The organism is Rugamonas sp. FW305-51, from assembly GCF_058786935.1.
Genome location: NZ_JBYSZG010000021.1, coordinates 80,394 through 96,078, shown reverse-complemented (window position 1 = coordinate 96,078; position 15,685 = coordinate 80,394). Strand labels below are relative to the sequence as shown.

Below are 15,685 nucleotides of genomic sequence, written 5' to 3'. Positions count from 1 at the left end.
TTTTGTTAATTGTTGGCCGCGGCCGGCCGCGCGCGGCCCGGGGGCGGCACGAAATGGGAATGGAATGACCTCGCTTGCCTGGAAAGTCAATCGTTTGAAATTGATGGGGGGGGCCGAAATCGCCTGGCGCGTGCATCAGGCACTGCGTGACCGGGCCGGCAAGCTGGGGCTGGGGCTGGTGCGCCGGCCGCCGGCGCCGGCGTGCCCGGCCTGGGGCGCGCCGTTCATCGCGGGCCTGGTGCCGCCGGCCAGTCAGCCGGCCGTGCTGGCGCAGGCCGACCGCCTGCTGGCCGGCCGCTGGGACGTGTTCGCGCTGCGCGAGGCGCCGCTGGGCTTTCCGCCCGAGTGGAACCGCGACCCCAGGACCGGCACGCTGGCGCCCATGGGGCTGGGCAGGCTGATCGACTACCGCCGCGTCGACGCGGTGGGCAACATCAAATACCTGTGGGAGCCGAGCCGCCATCTGGAGCTGGTCACGCTGGCGCTGGCCTATAAGATCAGCGGCCAGCGCCGCTATGCCGACGCGGTGGGGGTGTTGCTGCGCTCGTGGTTCGCGCAGTGCCCCTATCCGCAAGGGGTGCACTGGAGCAGCGCGCTGGAGTTGGCGGTGCGCCTGCTGAACTGGTCGTGCGCCTGGCAATTGCTGGGCGGGGCGGATGCGCCCCTGTTCGCCGACGCGGCCGGGCAAGCGCTGCGCCGTCAGTGGCTCGCCAGCGTGTACCAGCATTGCCATTTCATCGCCCATAACCTGTCGCGCCATTCGTCGGCCAACAACCACCTGTTCGGCGAATACACGGGCTTGTATGTGGCCAGCCTGACCTGGCCGTGCTGGCCTGCCAGCGGCCGCTGGCAGGCGCTGGCGCGGCGCGGCCTGGAACAGGAGAGCGTGCGCCAGAACGGCGCCGATGGCGTGAACCGGGAGCAGGCCATCTATTATCACCATGAAGTGATGGACATGATGCTGCTCAGCCAGCTGGCCGGCCAGGCCAACGGCCAGCCGTTCCCGCCGGCCTGCGTGGCGCGGCTGGAACGGATGGCCGAGTTCGTGGCCGCCCTGCTCGACGGGGGCGGCCACCTGCCGATGCTGGGCGACGGCGACGACGCGCACCTGGTGCGGCTGGCGTTCCAGGACGACTGGTGCCCGTTCCGTTCGCTGCTGGCCAGTTGCGCGGTCTTGTACGGCCGCGCCGATTTCGCGCGCAAGGCGGGCGGACTGGACGACAAGACCCGCTGCCTGCTGGGCGCCGACGGCGAGCGCCGCTGGGATGCGCTGGCGCCGGCGGCGGCCGAGGCGCCGGCGCTGGCCTTCCCCGAGGGCGGCTATTATCTGCTCGGCCAGCGCTTCGGCCAGCGCGGCGAGGTGCGGCTGGTGGCCGATTGCGGTCCGCTGGGCTACCTGTCGATCGCCGCCCACGGCCATGCCGACGCGCTGGCGTTCACCCTGTCGCTCGATGGCCAGCAGTGCCTGATCGATCCGGGCACCTACACCTACCGCCCCGACAGTCCGTGGCGCGACTATTTCCGCGGCACGGCGGCCCATAACACCGTGTGCATCGACGGCCTCGACCAGTCCGAGATCGGGGGCAACTTCATGTGGCTCAAGAAAGCGCGCGCGCGCCTGCTCGGCCATCAGCCGCACGGCGCCCTGCAATGGTTCGAGGGCGAGCACGATGGCTATGCGCGGCTGGCCGATCCGCTGATCCACCGCCGCCGGGTCGACTACGACGCCCCCGCCGGCCGGCTGCGGGTGGCCGACACGCTGCGCTGCGCGGGCCAGCACGAGGCGGCCGTGCACTGGCATTTCAGCGACACGTGCGCGGTCGAACTGGTCGACGGGCAAGTGTGGGTGCATGGCCATGGCTGGCGCCTGAGCTTGCGCTGCGCCGGCGCCCGCGTCACACTGCTGCGCGGCAGCGAGCAGCCGCGCGGCGGCTGGATCGCGCGCCGCTTCGACAGCAAGACGCCGAGCACCACCGTGGTGTGCCAGGTGGCCGTGCGCGGCACCACCGAGATCGTCACCGAGATGGCGATCGAGCAGGCGGCGTGCTGACGCGCGGGCGTCCGGTGCGCGCGCCGGTGCAGTCTACAGGGTAGAATAGATGTATTTTTGTAAATTCAATTCAGCAAAAGGTGACGCATGCCCTTAATTTATCTGGTCGCGGGAGCCCGGCCCAATTTCATGAAGATCGCCCCCATCGTGCGGGCCCTGCAAGCCCACGCGGGCATCGGCTTCAAGATCATCCACACCGGTCAGCACTACGATCGCGAGATGAATGACGTGTTTTTCGAGGAACTGGGTATTCCGGCGCCCGACGTGTTCATGGCCGCCGGCGGTGGCAGCCACGCCCAGCAGACGGCCAAGATCATGCTGGCGTTCGAGGAACTGTGCCAGCAGCAGCGGCCCGACGCCGTGCTGGTGGTGGGCGACGTCAATTCCACCCTGGCGTGCTCGATCGTGGCCAAGAAGCTCAACATCCGGGTCGCCCACGTCGAGGCCGGCCTGCGCAGCGGCGACATGACCATGCCCGAGGAAATCAACCGCCTGGTGACCGATAGCATTAGCGACTGGTTCTTCGTCACCGAGCCCAGCGCGGTGGAACATCTGCGGCGCGAAGGCAAGGCCGAGTCGGCCATCCACTATGTAGGCCATGTGATGGTCGACAACGTGCTGTACCAGGCCAGCAAGCTGGCCGCCGGCGGCCCGCTCGACGCCGCGCTCGGCGCGTTCAAGGCGGCCCACCGGCGCTACGGCGTGGTCACGCTGCACCGCCCCAGCAATGTCGACGACGCGGCCATGATGGCGCGCCTGGCCGGGGCGCTGCGCGAGATCGCGGCCGAGCTGCCGCTGATCTTCCCGGTCCATCCGCGCACCCGCGCCAACCTGGAGAAATTCGGCATCGACCTGGGGCCGAACGTCACGCTGACCGGCCCGCAGGGCTACATGGCCTTCCTCTCCTTATGGAAGGACGCGGCCATGGTGCTGACCGACAGCGGCGGCCTGCAGGAGGAAACCACGGCGCTGGGCGTGCCGTGCCTGACGCTGCGCGAGAACACGGAGCGCCCGGTGACGGTGGAGGAGGGCTCGAACGTGCTGGCCGGCACCGATCCCCGGCGCATCGTGGCCGAGGCGCGCAAGATCCTGCGCGGCGAGGGCAAGCAGGGCCGGCGGCCCCATTTGTGGGACGGCCAGGCGGCCGAGCGCATCGTCACCCTACTGGCGGCGGAGCTGGCATGAGCGAACGGATCACGATGATGGGCTGCCAGATCGACAACCTGTCGATGGAGGATACGCTGCAGAAGATCGAAGGCTTCATCCACTCGGGCTTGCCGCACCAGCACGTGGTGGTCAATGTCGACAAGCTGGTCAAGGCCGAGCGTGACCCGGAACTGCGCCGCATCATCAACGATTGCGCGCTGATCAACGTCGATGGCATGCCCGTCGTGTGGGCCTCGCGCCTGCTGGGCAAGCCGCTCAAGGAACGGGTGGCCGGGGTCGACCTGTTCGAGGCGCTGATGGCGCGCTCGGCCCAGAAGGGCTGGCGCGTGTTCCTGCTGGGCGCGCGCGAGGAGGTGGTGTCCGGTGTCAAGCAGCGCTACGAGATCAAGTATCCGGGCCTGGTGGTGGCCGGCTACCGCAACGGTTACTGGCGCGCCGAGGAGGAGGAGGCGGTGGTGCAGCAAATCGAGGCGGCGCGCGCCGACTTGCTGTTCGTGGCCATCAGTTCGCCGAAGAAGGAACAATTCCTGGGCCAGCACCAGGCCCGGATGAAAGTGCCGTTCGCCATGGGCGTGGGCGGCACGTTCGACGTGGCCGTGGGCCGCGTCAAGCGGGCGCCGCGCTGGATGCAGCAGGCCGGCCTGGAGTGGTTCTATCGCTTCCTGCAGGAGCCGCGCCGCATGTTCCGGCGCTATTTCATCGAGGATATGGCGTTCATCCGCTTGCTGCTGAAAGAAGCGAGCCGCCGTTGAACGCGTTTTTCCAATTTCACCGAATATTATTGAAGGGGTGTGTATGACTGTTATCGCCGTAATTGGTCTGGGTTATGTGGGGCTGCCGCTTGTGGTCGAGTTCGGCAAACGCAGCCGCACGATCGGCTTCGATATCGTGGCGGCCAAGGTCGACAGCTGCCGCAAGGGCGTCGATCCGTCGCGCGAGCTCAGTGACGAGCAGATGGCGGCCGCCACCCATGCCGAGTATTCGGCCGACCCGGCCATCCTGGCCGAGGCCGATATCCTGATCGTGGCCGTGCCGACCCCGGTCGACATCGCGCACAACCCCGATTTCGGGCCGCTGATCGGCGCCAGCGACAGCGTCGGGCGCCACATGAAGAAGGGGGCGATCGTCGTCTACGAGTCCACCGTCTATCCGGGCGCCACCGAGGAAGTATGCATCCCCGTGCTCGAGCGCGCCTCGGGCCTGAAGTGGCAGCAGGACTTCTTCGTCGGCTATTCGCCTGAGCGCATCAACCCGGGCGACCGCCAGCACATGCTCACCAACGTCGTCAAGGTGGTGTCGGGCGACACCGCGCACACGCTGGAACGGGTGGCGGCCCTGTATGAGCAGATCGTCGAGCCGGGCGTGCACCGCTGCTCGAGCATCAAGGCGGCCGAGGCGTGCAAGGTGATCGAGAACACCCAGCGCGACCTGAACATCGCGCTGATGAACGAGCTGGCCATCATCTTCGACAAGATCGGCATCGACACGTCGGAAGTGCTGAAGGCGGCCGGCACCAAATGGAACTTCCTCAAGTTCAGTCCCGGCCTGGTGGGCGGCCACTGCATCGGCGTCGACCCGTATTACCTGACCCACAAGGCCGAGACGCTGGGCTACCACCCGCAAGTGATCCTGGCCGGGCGCCGCATCAACGATGGCATGGGCAAGTACATCGCCGAGCAGACGATCAAGAACATGATCGCGGCCGGCAGCTACATCAAGGGCGCGCGCGTGAACGTGCTGGGCCTGACGTTCAAGGAGGATTGCGCCGATTTGCGCAATTCCAAGGTGGGCGATGTGATCACCGAACTCAAGACCTACGGGGTCGAGGTGTTCGTGCACGATCCGTACGCCGATCCGGACGAGGCCATGCACGAATATGGGGTGCGCCTGTTCGCCTGGGATGAATTGCCGCGCGCCGACGCGATCGTGGCGGCCGTGTCGCACCAGGTCTTGCTGGGCCTGCCCGTGGAGGACTTCCAGAAGAAGCTCATCAAAGGTGGTTGCTTCATCGACGTCAAGGCCGCGTTCGCGCAGGAAGCGCTGGCCGCCGTCGGCATCAAGGTCTGGCGCCTGTAAGGGAACGCCGCCGTCGCCGGCCATTAATGGAAAGCATGATTTTATGAAGATACTCGTTACCGGCGGCATGGGTTACATCGGTTCCCATACCGTCGTTGAACTGCAGGGGGCCGGCCACCAGGTGGTGGTGCTCGACAACCTGTGCAACGCGAGCGCGGCCGTGCGGGGGCGCGTCGAGCGTATCACGGGCCAGGCGCTGACCTTCGTCGAGCTTGACGTGCGCGACCGGGCCGGCCTGGCCGCGCTGTTCGCCGCGCACGGCTTCGACGCCGTGATCCACTTTGCCGGCCTGAAGGCGGTGGGCGAATCGGTCGAGCAGCCGCTGCGCTATTACGACAACAACGTCAACGGCACCCTGGTGCTGCTCGAGACGATGGCCAGCTTCGGCGTCAAGACGCTGGTGTTCAGTTCCTCGGCCACGGTCTACGGCGACCCGGCCAGCGTGCCCATTTACGAACACTTCCCGCTGGCCGCCACCAATCCCTATGGCCGCAGCAAGCTGATGATCGAAGAGATGTTGCGCGACCTGTACCGCGCCGACCCGGGCTGGCGGATCGCCTTGCTGCGCTACTTCAACCCCGTCGGCGCCCACGAGAGCGGCTTGATCGGCGAGGACCCGAACGGCATCCCCAACAATCTGCTGCCCTATATCGCGCAGGTGGCCGAGGGGCGGCGCGCACAACTGTCCGTGTTCGGCGGCGATTACCCCACCGTCGACGGCACCGGCGTGCGCGACTACATCCACGTGGTCGACCTGGCGCTGGGGCACGTACGGACGCTGGCCAAGCTGGCCCAGGGTCCCGCCATCGTGACCTACAACCTGGGCACGGGGCGCGGCAACAGCGTGCTGGAGATGGTGCGCGCGTTCGAGGCCGCCAGCGGCCGCCCCATCCCTTACCGCATCGTGGCGCGCCGTCCGGGCGACATCGCGGCCTGCTATGCGGACGCCGGCCTGGCCGAGCGTGAACTGGGCTGGAAGGCCGAGCGCGGCGTGGCCCAGATGTGCGCCGATACGTGGCGCTGGCAGTCCGGTCCGAAATAAGGAGAGGCAGCATGAAAGCGATGATATTGGCGGCCGGCAAAGGTACGCGGGTGCGCCCCCTGACTTATGATTTGCCCAAGCCCATGATCCCCATCCTGGGCAAGCCGGTGATGGCTTACCTGATCGAGCACCTGCACAAATACGGGGTGACGGAGATCATGGTCAACGTCAGCTATCTGCACGAGAAGATCGAGGAATACTTCGGCGAAGGCCACCAGTTCGACGTGCAGATCGGCTATTCCTTCGAAGGTTATACCAACGACGAGGGCGAGGTGGTGCCCGAGCCGCTCGGTTCGGCCGGCGGCATGAAGAAGATCCAGGAATTCGGCGGTTTCTTCGACGACACCACCATCGTGCTGTGCGGCGACGCCCTGATCGACCTGGACTTGAAGTCGGCCCTGTTCGAGCATCGCCGCAAGGGCGCGCTGGCCACCGTCATCACCACCGAGGTGCCGTGGGACAAGGTGGAAAGCTATGGCGTGGTGGTCACCGACGCGGCCGGGCGCATCACCCAGTTCCAGGAAAAGCCGCGCCAGCACGCCGCGCTGTCGAACCGGGCCAGCACCGGCATCTATATCTTCGAGCCGGAAGTGATCGCGCTGATTCCGTCGGACCGGCCGTTCGACATCGGCTCCGAACTGTTTCCCCTGCTGGCCGAACGGGGCTTGCCGTTCTACGCCCAGCATCGGCGCTTCAACTGGATCGACATCGGCAGCGTGCGCGACTACTGGGAAGTGTGCCAGAGCGTGCTGATGGGGGAGGTGGCCAATCTGCACATGCCCGGCATCCAGATCGACGACGGCCTGTGGGTGGGCCAGAACACCAGCATCGACTGGCAGGACACGCGCATCGAAGGCCCGGTCTACATCGGTTCGGGCACCCGCATCGAGGCCGGCGTGACCATCATCGGTCCCAGCTGGATCGGCCACGGCAGCCACGTGTGCCGCGGCGCCAGCGTCGTGCGCAGCGTGCTGTTCGAATATACTCGTGTGTTAGAAAATGTTTCTTTGGACGAAATGATCGTCTTCAAGGACTATAGTGTCAACCGCGCTGGCGACATGCGCCACGCCTCCGACTACGCTAGCGAGGCGTGGGCCAACGCGCGCGACCGGCGCCGGGGACGGCGCCCGGACCCTGGCAATGAATTAACGGAAAAGAGAAATAGAGCATGAAGATTTATCCAGTCATCCTGTCGGGCGGATCGGGCACACGCCTGTGGCCGCTGTCGCGGGCCGTGTTGCCCAAGCAGCTGCTGCCGCTGGTGACCGAGCACACCATGTTGCAGGAGACGGCACTGCGCCTGGCCGGCCGGCCGCAGCTGATGGCGCCGCTGATCGTGTGCGGCAATGAGCACCGTTTCCTGGTGGCCGAGCAGATGCGCCAGATCGGCATGGCGCCGCTGGGCATCCTGCTGGAACCGGCGGGGCGCAATACGGCGCCGGCCGTGGCCGCCGCGGCCCACTACCTGCAGGCGCTCGACCCCGACGCCGTGCTGCTGGTGCTGCCGGCCGACCATGTGATCGCCGACGTGGATGCGTTCTATGCCGCCATCGAACAGGCCGCCGTACCGGTGGCCGACGGCGCCCTGGCCACCTTCGGCATCGTGCCCACGGCGCCGGAGACGGGCTATGGCTACATCCAGAGCGGCGCCGCGGCTGGCGCCCCGCAGTGCTACCAGGTCGACCGCTTCGTCGAGAAGCCCAACCTGGCCACGGCCGAAGGGTTTGTGGCGGCCGGCAATTACTACTGGAACAGCGGCATGTTCCTGTTCCGCGCCGCCGCCTACCTGGAAGAGCTGCGCCAGTTCGCGCCGGCCATCGCCGAGGCCAGCGCGGCGGCCGTGCGCCAGGGCTACCGCGACCTCGATTTCTGCCGCCTGGACGAAACGGCCTTCATGGCCTGCCCGTCGGACTCGATCGACTACGCGGTGATGGAACACACGCGTCACGCCGTCGTCGTGCCGGCCGCGATCGGCTGGAGCGATGTGGGCTCCTGGTCGGCCCTGTGGGAAGTGCAGCAGAGCGACGAGAACGGCAACGTGGTGCGGGGCGACGTCTACCTGGACGACGTGTCCGGTTCGCTGGTGCGGGCCGAGAGCCGCATCGTGGCCGTGGTCGGGGTGCAGGACCTGGTGGTGGTGGAGACGGCCGACGCCGTGCTGGTGGCCCACAAGGACCAGGTGCAGCGCGTCAAGCAGATCGTCGACCACCTCAAGGCCGAGCAGCGCACGGAACACTTGCACCACACCAAGGTCTACCGTCCGTGGGGCTGCTACGAGGGCATCGACGTGGGCGAACGGTTCCAGGTCAAGCGCATCACCGTCAATCCGGGCGGCAAGCTGTCGCTGCAGATGCACCACCACCGGGCCGAGCACTGGGTGGTGGTCAGCGGCACGGCCCGCGTCACCTGCGGCGACAAGGTCAGCCTGCTGACGGAAAACGAATCGACCTATATCCCGATCGGCATGAACCACCGGCTGGAAAACCCGGGCAAGGTGCCGCTGCACCTGATCGAGGTGCAGTCGGGCAGCTACCTGGGCGAGGACGACATCGTCCGTTTCGAGGACGTCTATCAGCGGGCCTGAGGCCGCCGGCCAGGGGCGGCAAAGACGCTATAATCGGGGCGACAGCATGTGCTGTCGCCAGCTCATTCCGACATGGCCGTATCCTTGCGCGCGTTCCTGATTTTCTGCGGCAGCCTGTGCTGCCTGCCCGCCGTGGCCGGCCAGCCGCCGGCCGCGGGCCTGCAAGCGGCCCAGCTGGCCGTGGTCGTCAACGACGACGAACCGAACAGCGTGACCATAGGCGAATTCTACCGCCAGGCGCGCGACATTCCGGCCCGCAATGTGGTCCACGTCAACATCCCCGGCAAGCCCCGCAAGCTCACGGCCGACCAGTTCCGCCACCTGCAGCAACTGATCGAACTGCAACTGCCGGCCGGCATCCAGGCCGTGCTGATGGTGTGGACGGCGCCGTATGCCGTCGAATGCCATGCCATCACGGCCGCCTATACGCTCGGTTTCGACCCTGGCCTGTGCGACAAGCCGTGCGAGCCGAGCAAGCCCAATCCCTATTTCAATGTCGCGTCTTCCCGTCCCCGCAACGACTTCGGCATGCGCCTGTCCATGTTGCTGCCGACCGAATCGGTGGAGCAGGCCAAGGCCTTGATCCTGCGCGGCAAGGCCAGCGGTTTTCGCGTACAGCCGGCCACGGCCTATTACCTGGTCACGAGCGAGACGGCCCGCAACAGCCGCGCCGTGTATTTCCCCCGTTCCATGGTGCTGCCCCAGCAGCAGCTGACCATCCACACCGAGCGCGCCGACAGCATCGAAGACGTCAAGGACATCATGCTCTACCAGACGGGCAAGGCGCGTGTGGACAAGCTCGAGACGCTGCAATTTTTGCCCGGCGCGCTGGCCGACCACCTGACCTCGTTCGGCGGCGACCTGCTCGGCGACAGTCAGATGAGCAGCCTGCGCTGGCTGGAGGCGGGCGCCACGGCCAGCTACGGTTCCGTGTCCGAACCGTGCAACTATTGGCAGAAGTTTCCCCATCCTACCGTGCTGCTCAAGCACTACCTGGGCGGCGCCACGGCCATCGAGGCGTACTGGCGCAGCGTGGCCTGGCCGGCCCAGGGCCTGTTCATCGGCGAGCCGCTGGCCGCCCCGTACCGCCCGCACTGACCGCACTGACCGTGGGCGCCGCCCGCCGGCGGCCAGTCCACCACCGCCCGCGCCGCAAGCACCGTTAGTCCGTTCGGACTAAGGGCCTGTCATCAAGTCGTCATTCCCCGCCCCTAATATGCAATTGGCAAGATTGCATACCTTTTGCCAACATCACGCAGGCGCGCGCGGCGCCGCTTGCCGCCCCATTCACCGAACAGGATCATTCATGATGCTTTACGCTCCCACCCACCCCACGCGGGCGGCAATCACGCTGGGCCGGCGCACCGTGCTGGCGGCGCTGCTGGCCGGCCTGGGCTTGCCGGCCCTGGCCTCCGACGTCGTCATCAGCCAGGTCTATGGCGGCGGCGGCAATTCCGGCGCCACCTACAAGAACGATTTCATCGAGCTGTTCAACCGTGGCGCCAGCCCCGTCAGCCTGAACGGCTGGAGCGTGCAGTATGCGAGCGCGGCCAGCACGGCCGGCGCCGTCTGGCAGGTCACGCCGCTGCCCGATGTGACCTTGCAGCCGGGCCAGTACCTGCTGGTGCAGGAAGCGATGGGCGCGGGCGGCAGCACGGCCTTGCCCACGCCGCAGGCGGTGGGCACCATCGCCATGAGCGGCACGGCCGGCAAGGTGGTGCTGGCCAGCACCACCACCGCCTTCAACGTCAGCAAGCCGGCCGGCGGCGCGGTGCAGGACTTGCTCGGCTACGGCAACACGGCCAACGGCTACGAGGGCGCGCCCGGTCCCGGCCTGTCCAACACCACGGCCGCGCTGCGCGGCGATTATGGCTGCGCCGACACCGACAACAACCTGGCCGACTTCAGCACGGCCGGCCCCGCACCGCGCAACAGCGCTGCGCCGCTGCGCGTGTGCGGCACGCCCGTGGTGCTGCCCATCGTCGCCACGTGCCCGGCGTCGCTGGCGCTGGCGGCCGGCAGCGCCGGCGGCGCCGCGCTGTCGGCCACCGACCCGGACGGCATCGTCAACAGTGCCGCCATCACGTCGGCGCCCGTGCCGGGCATCGGCCTGGCCGACTTTATGGCCGCCGGCGCGGCCGGTGGCAACGCCAGCGTCAGCCTGAACGTGGCCGGCACGGTGCCGGTGGGCAGCTATCCGGTGGCCGTCAGCTTCGGCAACGACCAGGGCCAGAGCAGCGCCTGCAGCGTCAGCGTCAACGTGACGGCGCTGGCCGGCGTGACCCACAGCATTCCCCAGATCCAGGGCCCGGGCGCCACCAGCCCCTACGCCGGCACGGTGCAGACCACGGAAGGGGTGGTGACGCTGAAAGTGGGCACGGGCTTCTTCATCCAGGACGAGCACGGCGACGGCGACCCCACGACCTCGGACGGCATCTTCGTCTACACGGGCAGCACCAGCAACAGCGCCCGGCCGGGCGACCTGGTGCGCGTGACGGGCACCGTCTACGAGTACACGCCCGGCGGCGCCAGCCATGCCTACACGGAGCTGAAGGACGTGACGGCCGTCGTCACCCAGAGCAGCGGCCACAGCATCACCCCTGTCAACATCGATCTGCCGAACGGCAACCTGGGCCAGGTGGAAGGCATGCTGGTGCGCTTCGCCCATCCGCTGACGGTGTCGCAGTCCGAATTCCTCGGCACGCGCGGCGAACTGAGCCTGTCGTCGGGCCGGCTGGAAGTGCCCACCAACCACTATCGGCCGCGCACGCCTGAAGCGCAGGCCATGGCGGCGGCCAACGCCCAGAACCTGATCGTGCTCGACGACGGCCTGTTCGTCACCCCGCCCACCATTCCCTACCTCGGCCAGGACGGCACCCTCCGCGCCGGCGACACGGTGGCCGACCTGACGGGCGTGGTGGACTTCGGCGCCATCGGCGGCGGCGGCGCGACCTACAAGCTGCAGCCGACGGTGGCGCCGCAATTTTCGCGCGACAATCCGCGCAGCACGGCGCCGGCCATCGCGCCCGGCAACGTGCGCGTGGCCAGCGCCAACGTGCTCAACTTCTTCACCACCTTCACCAACGGCAGCAATGTGGAAGGGGCGAGCAACCAGGGGTGCTCGCTGGGCGCCAGCGTGTCCAAGGCCAACTGCCGCGGGGCCGACAACATGACCGAGTTCGTGCGCCAGCGCGACAAGATCGTCGGCGAGCTGAAAGCGATCGACGCCGACGTCTACGGCCTGATGGAAATCCAGAACAACGGCGAGTACACGGTCAGCTACCTGGTCAACGCCCTCAACGCGGCCATCGGCGCGCCCACCTATGCCGTCGTGCCCAAGCCGGCCGATACGGGCACGGACGCGATCCGGGTGGCCATGATCTACAAGCCGGCCAAGCTGGCGCTGGTGGGGGGCGCGTTGTCGGACGGCGACAGCATCAACAACCGTCCGCCCATGGCGCAGACCTTCCGCGCCGCCAACGGCGAGCGCTTCTCGCTGGTGGTCAACCACCTCAAGTCCAAGGGCGGCTGCCCCACCGGCACCGGCCCCGACACGGACCGCGGCGACAGCCAGGGTTGCTGGAACGCCACCCGCATCCAGCAGGCCAACCGCCTGGTGGGCACTTTCGTGCCGCAGGTGGTGGCCGCCGCCGGCGACCCGGACGTGCTGCTGATCGGCGACTTCAACGCGCACGGCTTTGAAGACCCCATCAACACCATCACGGCCACCGGCTATGTGAACCAGCTGGAACGCTATGTGCGGCCGAACGGCATGCCGTACTCGTTCATCTACGGCAGCGAGAGCGGTTACCTGGACCATGCGCTGGCCAGCCCGAAAATGCACGGCCAGGTGGCCGGCGCCACGGAATGGCACATCAACGCCGACGAACCGACCGTGATCGATTACAACCTGGACGGCAAGCAGCAAGACCTGTACACGGCCCAGCCTTACCGCGCCTCCGACCACGACCCCGTCGTCATCAGCCTCAACCTGCAGCCGTCGTACGTGGACGTGAGCGCCGCCGTGCGCGCCGTCGGTAGCGGCCTGGTGTACAACCGCGCCACGGGCAAATACGGCAGCACCTTTACCGTCACCAACACGGGCACGACGGCGCTGGACGGCCCGTTCCAGGTCGAGTTCGACGGCTTGCCGGCCGGCGTGACGCTGGTCAATGCCACCGGCTACCACAACGGCGCGCCCTACATCACGGTCGATGCGGCCGCGCTGGCGGCCGGCGCCACCGTGTCGTTCCCGCTCAGCTTCAGCAAGACGGGCAGCGCCAGCATCGGCTATACGGCCAAAGTCTACAGCGGTACTTTTTAAGGAAATCCCATGCAAGCACCTTACGCTCTTTCCGCGCTGCGCCGCGGCGCCCTGGCCCTGGCCCTGACGGCCGCCGCCGGCCTGGCATCGGCCCAATCGATGCATGTCGTGCTCGATACGAGCAGCTTCGGCAGCAGTGGCTGGCTGGACCTGCAGTTCAATCCGGCCAGCGTGCCGGCCGTGTCGGCCAGCGCCCTGGTCGACCACCTGGCTGGCTTTGACGGCGCCATGGCGCCCCAGCTGAACGGCGATGTGCAGGCCCAGGCGGGCGGCGCCTTCCTGTTTGGTAACAGCACGGACTGGAACGACCTGTTCCATGCGGTCCACTTCGGCGGCAAGGTCAGCTTCGACGTCAGCTTCAGCGGCCTGGCCGACCCGTCGCCTGCCGCCATCCCGTCGCTGTTCTCGGTGTCGCTGTACGGCGCCGACGGCATCACCCAGCTGGGCCATCCGGACGCCAACGGCAGCCTGCTGTCGCTGAGCTGGAATCCGGCCGCCAGCGGCGCCGGCCAGGTGGGCGTGACCGTGACCGATGCCGGCGTGGCCGGCGTCAGCCCGGTGCCGGAACCGTCGGCCTGGCTGATGCTGGGCGCCGGCCTGGCGCTGCTGGGCCTGGCCAAGCGCCGCCGCGCCTGACGGGGCGCCGCCCGCGCCGCCCTGGCGGCGTGGCGCAATGGAGACACATGCGGTGCCGCCGGCATCCATGTGTCTTTTTTTTAGGGGGCGGGTAGGGCGCATGGCCGTGCGCGGGCGCTGGATTTATAGCGCGACGCTCTAAATGGCTGCAAGAAATTGTATTAGTCATATCGTCGGGCTTGATGCATAGTTAAATTTTGCACATCATTGCAGCCGGGATGCCGCCATGTCCGCCCACCTCCTCATCGTCGAACCCGATGCCGCTTGCCAGGAATTGCTGGCATTTAACCTGGGCATGGCCGGCTACGGCGTGAGCCGGGCCCGCGACGGCGAAAGCGCGCTGCTGATGATGGAGACGGCCGTGCCGGACCTGCTGCTGCTGGACTGGAGCTTGCCGGGCCAGTCCGGCGTCGCCCTGATCCGCCGCCTGCGGGCCCAGCCGCGCACGCGCGAGCTGCCCATCATCATGCTGACGGCCCGCAGCGCCGAGCAGGACAAGATCCTGGCGCTGGAGACGGGCGCCGACGATTACATCACCAAGCCGTTCAGCCCGCGCGAAATGCTGGCCCGCGTGCACGCGCTGCTGCGCCGGCGCCAGCCGCTGGCCGCACCCGACACGGTGCAGATGGCGGGCCTGCGGCTCGATCCCGGTACGCTGCAGGTGACGGCCGGCGCGCGCCGGCTGGCCCTGGGACGGGTGGAATTCCGGCTGCTCAATTTCCTCATGCACCATCCGGAACGCGTGCACAGCCGGGCCCAGCTGCTCGACCAGGTGTGGGGCCATGCCGCCTACCTGGACGAGCGCACGGTGGATGCCCACGTGGGCCGGCTGCGCAGCGCGTTGCAGCCCAGCGGCCACCAGCGCCACATCGAAACCGTGCGCGGCAGCGGCTACCGCTTCGTCGCCTGGCAGGGCCGGCGCGCGGCCGGTGCGCGCGGCATGGCGGCCTGAGCGTGGAACAGCTGGTCATCCTGAGCAAGCTGGAGCAGGAAGCGCTGCTGCATGCCATCGAGGCGGCGCTGCCCGTGCGCGAGGCGCGCCAGTTCTTCCTGTGGACCCAGGGCCAGATGCAAGCGTTGCTGCCGCACCAGGTCATGGTGTGCCTGCAGTTCGGTCCGCAGGACGAGCTGGTGCATAGCAACTGCCTGCACAGCAGCGTGCTGGACGCGGCCGTGCGCAGCCGGCTGGCCGATCCGGCCGATGGCCTGGCCTTGCGCCTGGCCCGCCATTGCCGCGCCAGCCTGCGTCTGCCGGCCGGCATCGGCGTCGCTGACGAGCTGGCGCCGCCGTCGCTGCGGCCGTTCCAGGGCGAGCTGCAACGGTACGGCATGGACAATGTGCTGCTGCATGGCACGGAGCGGCTGGCCGGCGGCGCCAGCTGTTTTGTCCTGTTCGGCCTGCCCCATGCGGCGCGGGCGCGGCAGGCGTATTTCCTGGAATTGCTGCTGCCGTATCTGCACCTGGCGTGGCTGCGGGTGAGCGCGGCCGGCGCGGCCCAGGCGGACGGCGCGCTGGCCCGGCCCGTCAGCGCGCGTGAGGCGGAGATCCTGTATTGGGTGCGCGAAGGCAAGAGCAACGACGAGATCGGCCAGCTGCTGGGCATCAGCGGCTTGACGGTGAAGAACCACCTGCAGCGGCTGTACCGGTTGCTGGGGGTGTCGAACCGGGCCCACGCCATCGCCCGCTGCGGCGCCCTGCGCCTGTTCGAGCGGCCCCGTCCGGTGCTGGCCAGCGCGGCCTGAGGCGCAAGTCCGGCGCCTGCATCCTCAGCGCCGCGGCCGGGAGGGCAGGGAGACGCCGGCCGT

General features: G+C 67.9%; 12 protein-coding genes. All 12 read left to right on the top strand.

Going from position 1 to position 15,685, the window contains the following annotated elements; translation table 11 throughout:
• The first annotated feature begins 103 nt into the window (after positions 1-103).
• The 12 genes from AC3WOS_RS16020 to epsA all read left to right on the top strand — a co-directional run bounded on the left by AC3WOS_RS16020 (position 104) and on the right by epsA (position 15,622).
• The gene (locus AC3WOS_RS16020) at positions 104-2,050 is read left to right on the top strand and encodes a heparinase II/III domain-containing protein (protein WP_492717015.1); all 1,947 of its coding nucleotides are present in this window, start codon (positions 104-106) and stop codon (positions 2,048-2,050) included.
• An 87-nt stretch (positions 2,051-2,137) separates the two neighbouring features.
• Entirely contained in the window at positions 2,138-3,235 is a 1,098-nt protein-coding gene (wecB, locus tag AC3WOS_RS16015; protein WP_492717014.1) for a non-hydrolyzing UDP-N-acetylglucosamine 2-epimerase, read from the top strand.
• Positions 3,232-3,969, top strand: coding sequence for a WecB/TagA/CpsF family glycosyltransferase (locus tag AC3WOS_RS16010; protein ID WP_492717013.1), 738 nt, complete (start codon positions 3,232-3,234; stop codon positions 3,967-3,969). Before wecB ends, AC3WOS_RS16010 begins: the two co-directional genes overlap by 4 nt.
• A gap of 43 nt (positions 3,970-4,012) precedes the next feature.
• Entirely contained in the window at positions 4,013-5,293 is a 1,281-nt protein-coding gene (locus tag AC3WOS_RS16005; RefSeq protein ID WP_492717012.1) for a nucleotide sugar dehydrogenase, read from the top strand.
• Between the two features lie 43 nt (positions 5,294-5,336).
• Positions 5,337-6,335 carry a UDP-glucose 4-epimerase GalE gene (gene galE / locus AC3WOS_RS16000; protein ID WP_492717011.1) on the top strand — a complete coding sequence of 333 codons (999 nt, stop codon included), beginning with the start codon at positions 5,337-5,339 and terminating at the stop codon, positions 6,333-6,335.
• A gap of 11 nt (positions 6,336-6,346) precedes the next feature.
• Positions 6,347-7,507 (top strand): nucleotidyltransferase family protein, encoded by a 1,161-nt coding sequence (locus AC3WOS_RS15995; protein ID WP_492717010.1) that lies wholly within the window; start codon positions 6,347-6,349, stop codon positions 7,505-7,507.
• On the top strand, positions 7,504-8,919 hold the full coding sequence (locus AC3WOS_RS15990) for a mannose-1-phosphate guanylyltransferase/mannose-6-phosphate isomerase (protein ID WP_492717009.1): 1,416 nt from the start codon (positions 7,504-7,506) through the stop codon (positions 8,917-8,919). The genes AC3WOS_RS15995 and AC3WOS_RS15990 overlap by 4 nt, the downstream gene beginning before the upstream one ends.
• Positions 8,920-8,991: 72 nt before the next feature.
• A complete protein-coding gene (locus AC3WOS_RS15985; protein WP_492717008.1) occupies positions 8,992-10,017 on the top strand; it encodes a TIGR03790 family protein in 1,026 nt (341 codons plus the stop codon).
• A 208-nt stretch (positions 10,018-10,225) separates the two neighbouring features.
• A complete protein-coding gene (locus AC3WOS_RS15980; protein WP_492717007.1) occupies positions 10,226-13,243 on the top strand; it encodes an ExeM/NucH family extracellular endonuclease in 3,018 nt (1,005 codons plus the stop codon).
• A gap of 9 nt (positions 13,244-13,252) precedes the next feature.
• Positions 13,253-13,879 carry an NF038129 family PEP-CTERM protein gene (locus tag AC3WOS_RS15975; RefSeq protein WP_492717006.1) on the top strand — a complete coding sequence of 209 codons (627 nt, stop codon included), beginning with the start codon at positions 13,253-13,255 and terminating at the stop codon, positions 13,877-13,879.
• 226 nt (positions 13,880-14,105) lie between these two features.
• Positions 14,106-14,831: a phosphate regulon transcriptional regulator PhoB gene (phoB, locus tag AC3WOS_RS15970; protein WP_492717005.1), complete on the top strand. Its 726-nt coding sequence runs from the start codon at positions 14,106-14,108 to the stop codon at positions 14,829-14,831.
• A gap of 2 nt (positions 14,832-14,833) precedes the next feature.
• Positions 14,834-15,622, top strand: coding sequence for an XrtB/PEP-CTERM-associated transcriptional regulator EpsA (epsA, locus tag AC3WOS_RS15965; RefSeq protein ID WP_492717004.1), 789 nt, complete (start codon positions 14,834-14,836; stop codon positions 15,620-15,622).
• Positions 15,623-15,685 lie beyond the last annotated feature (63 nt).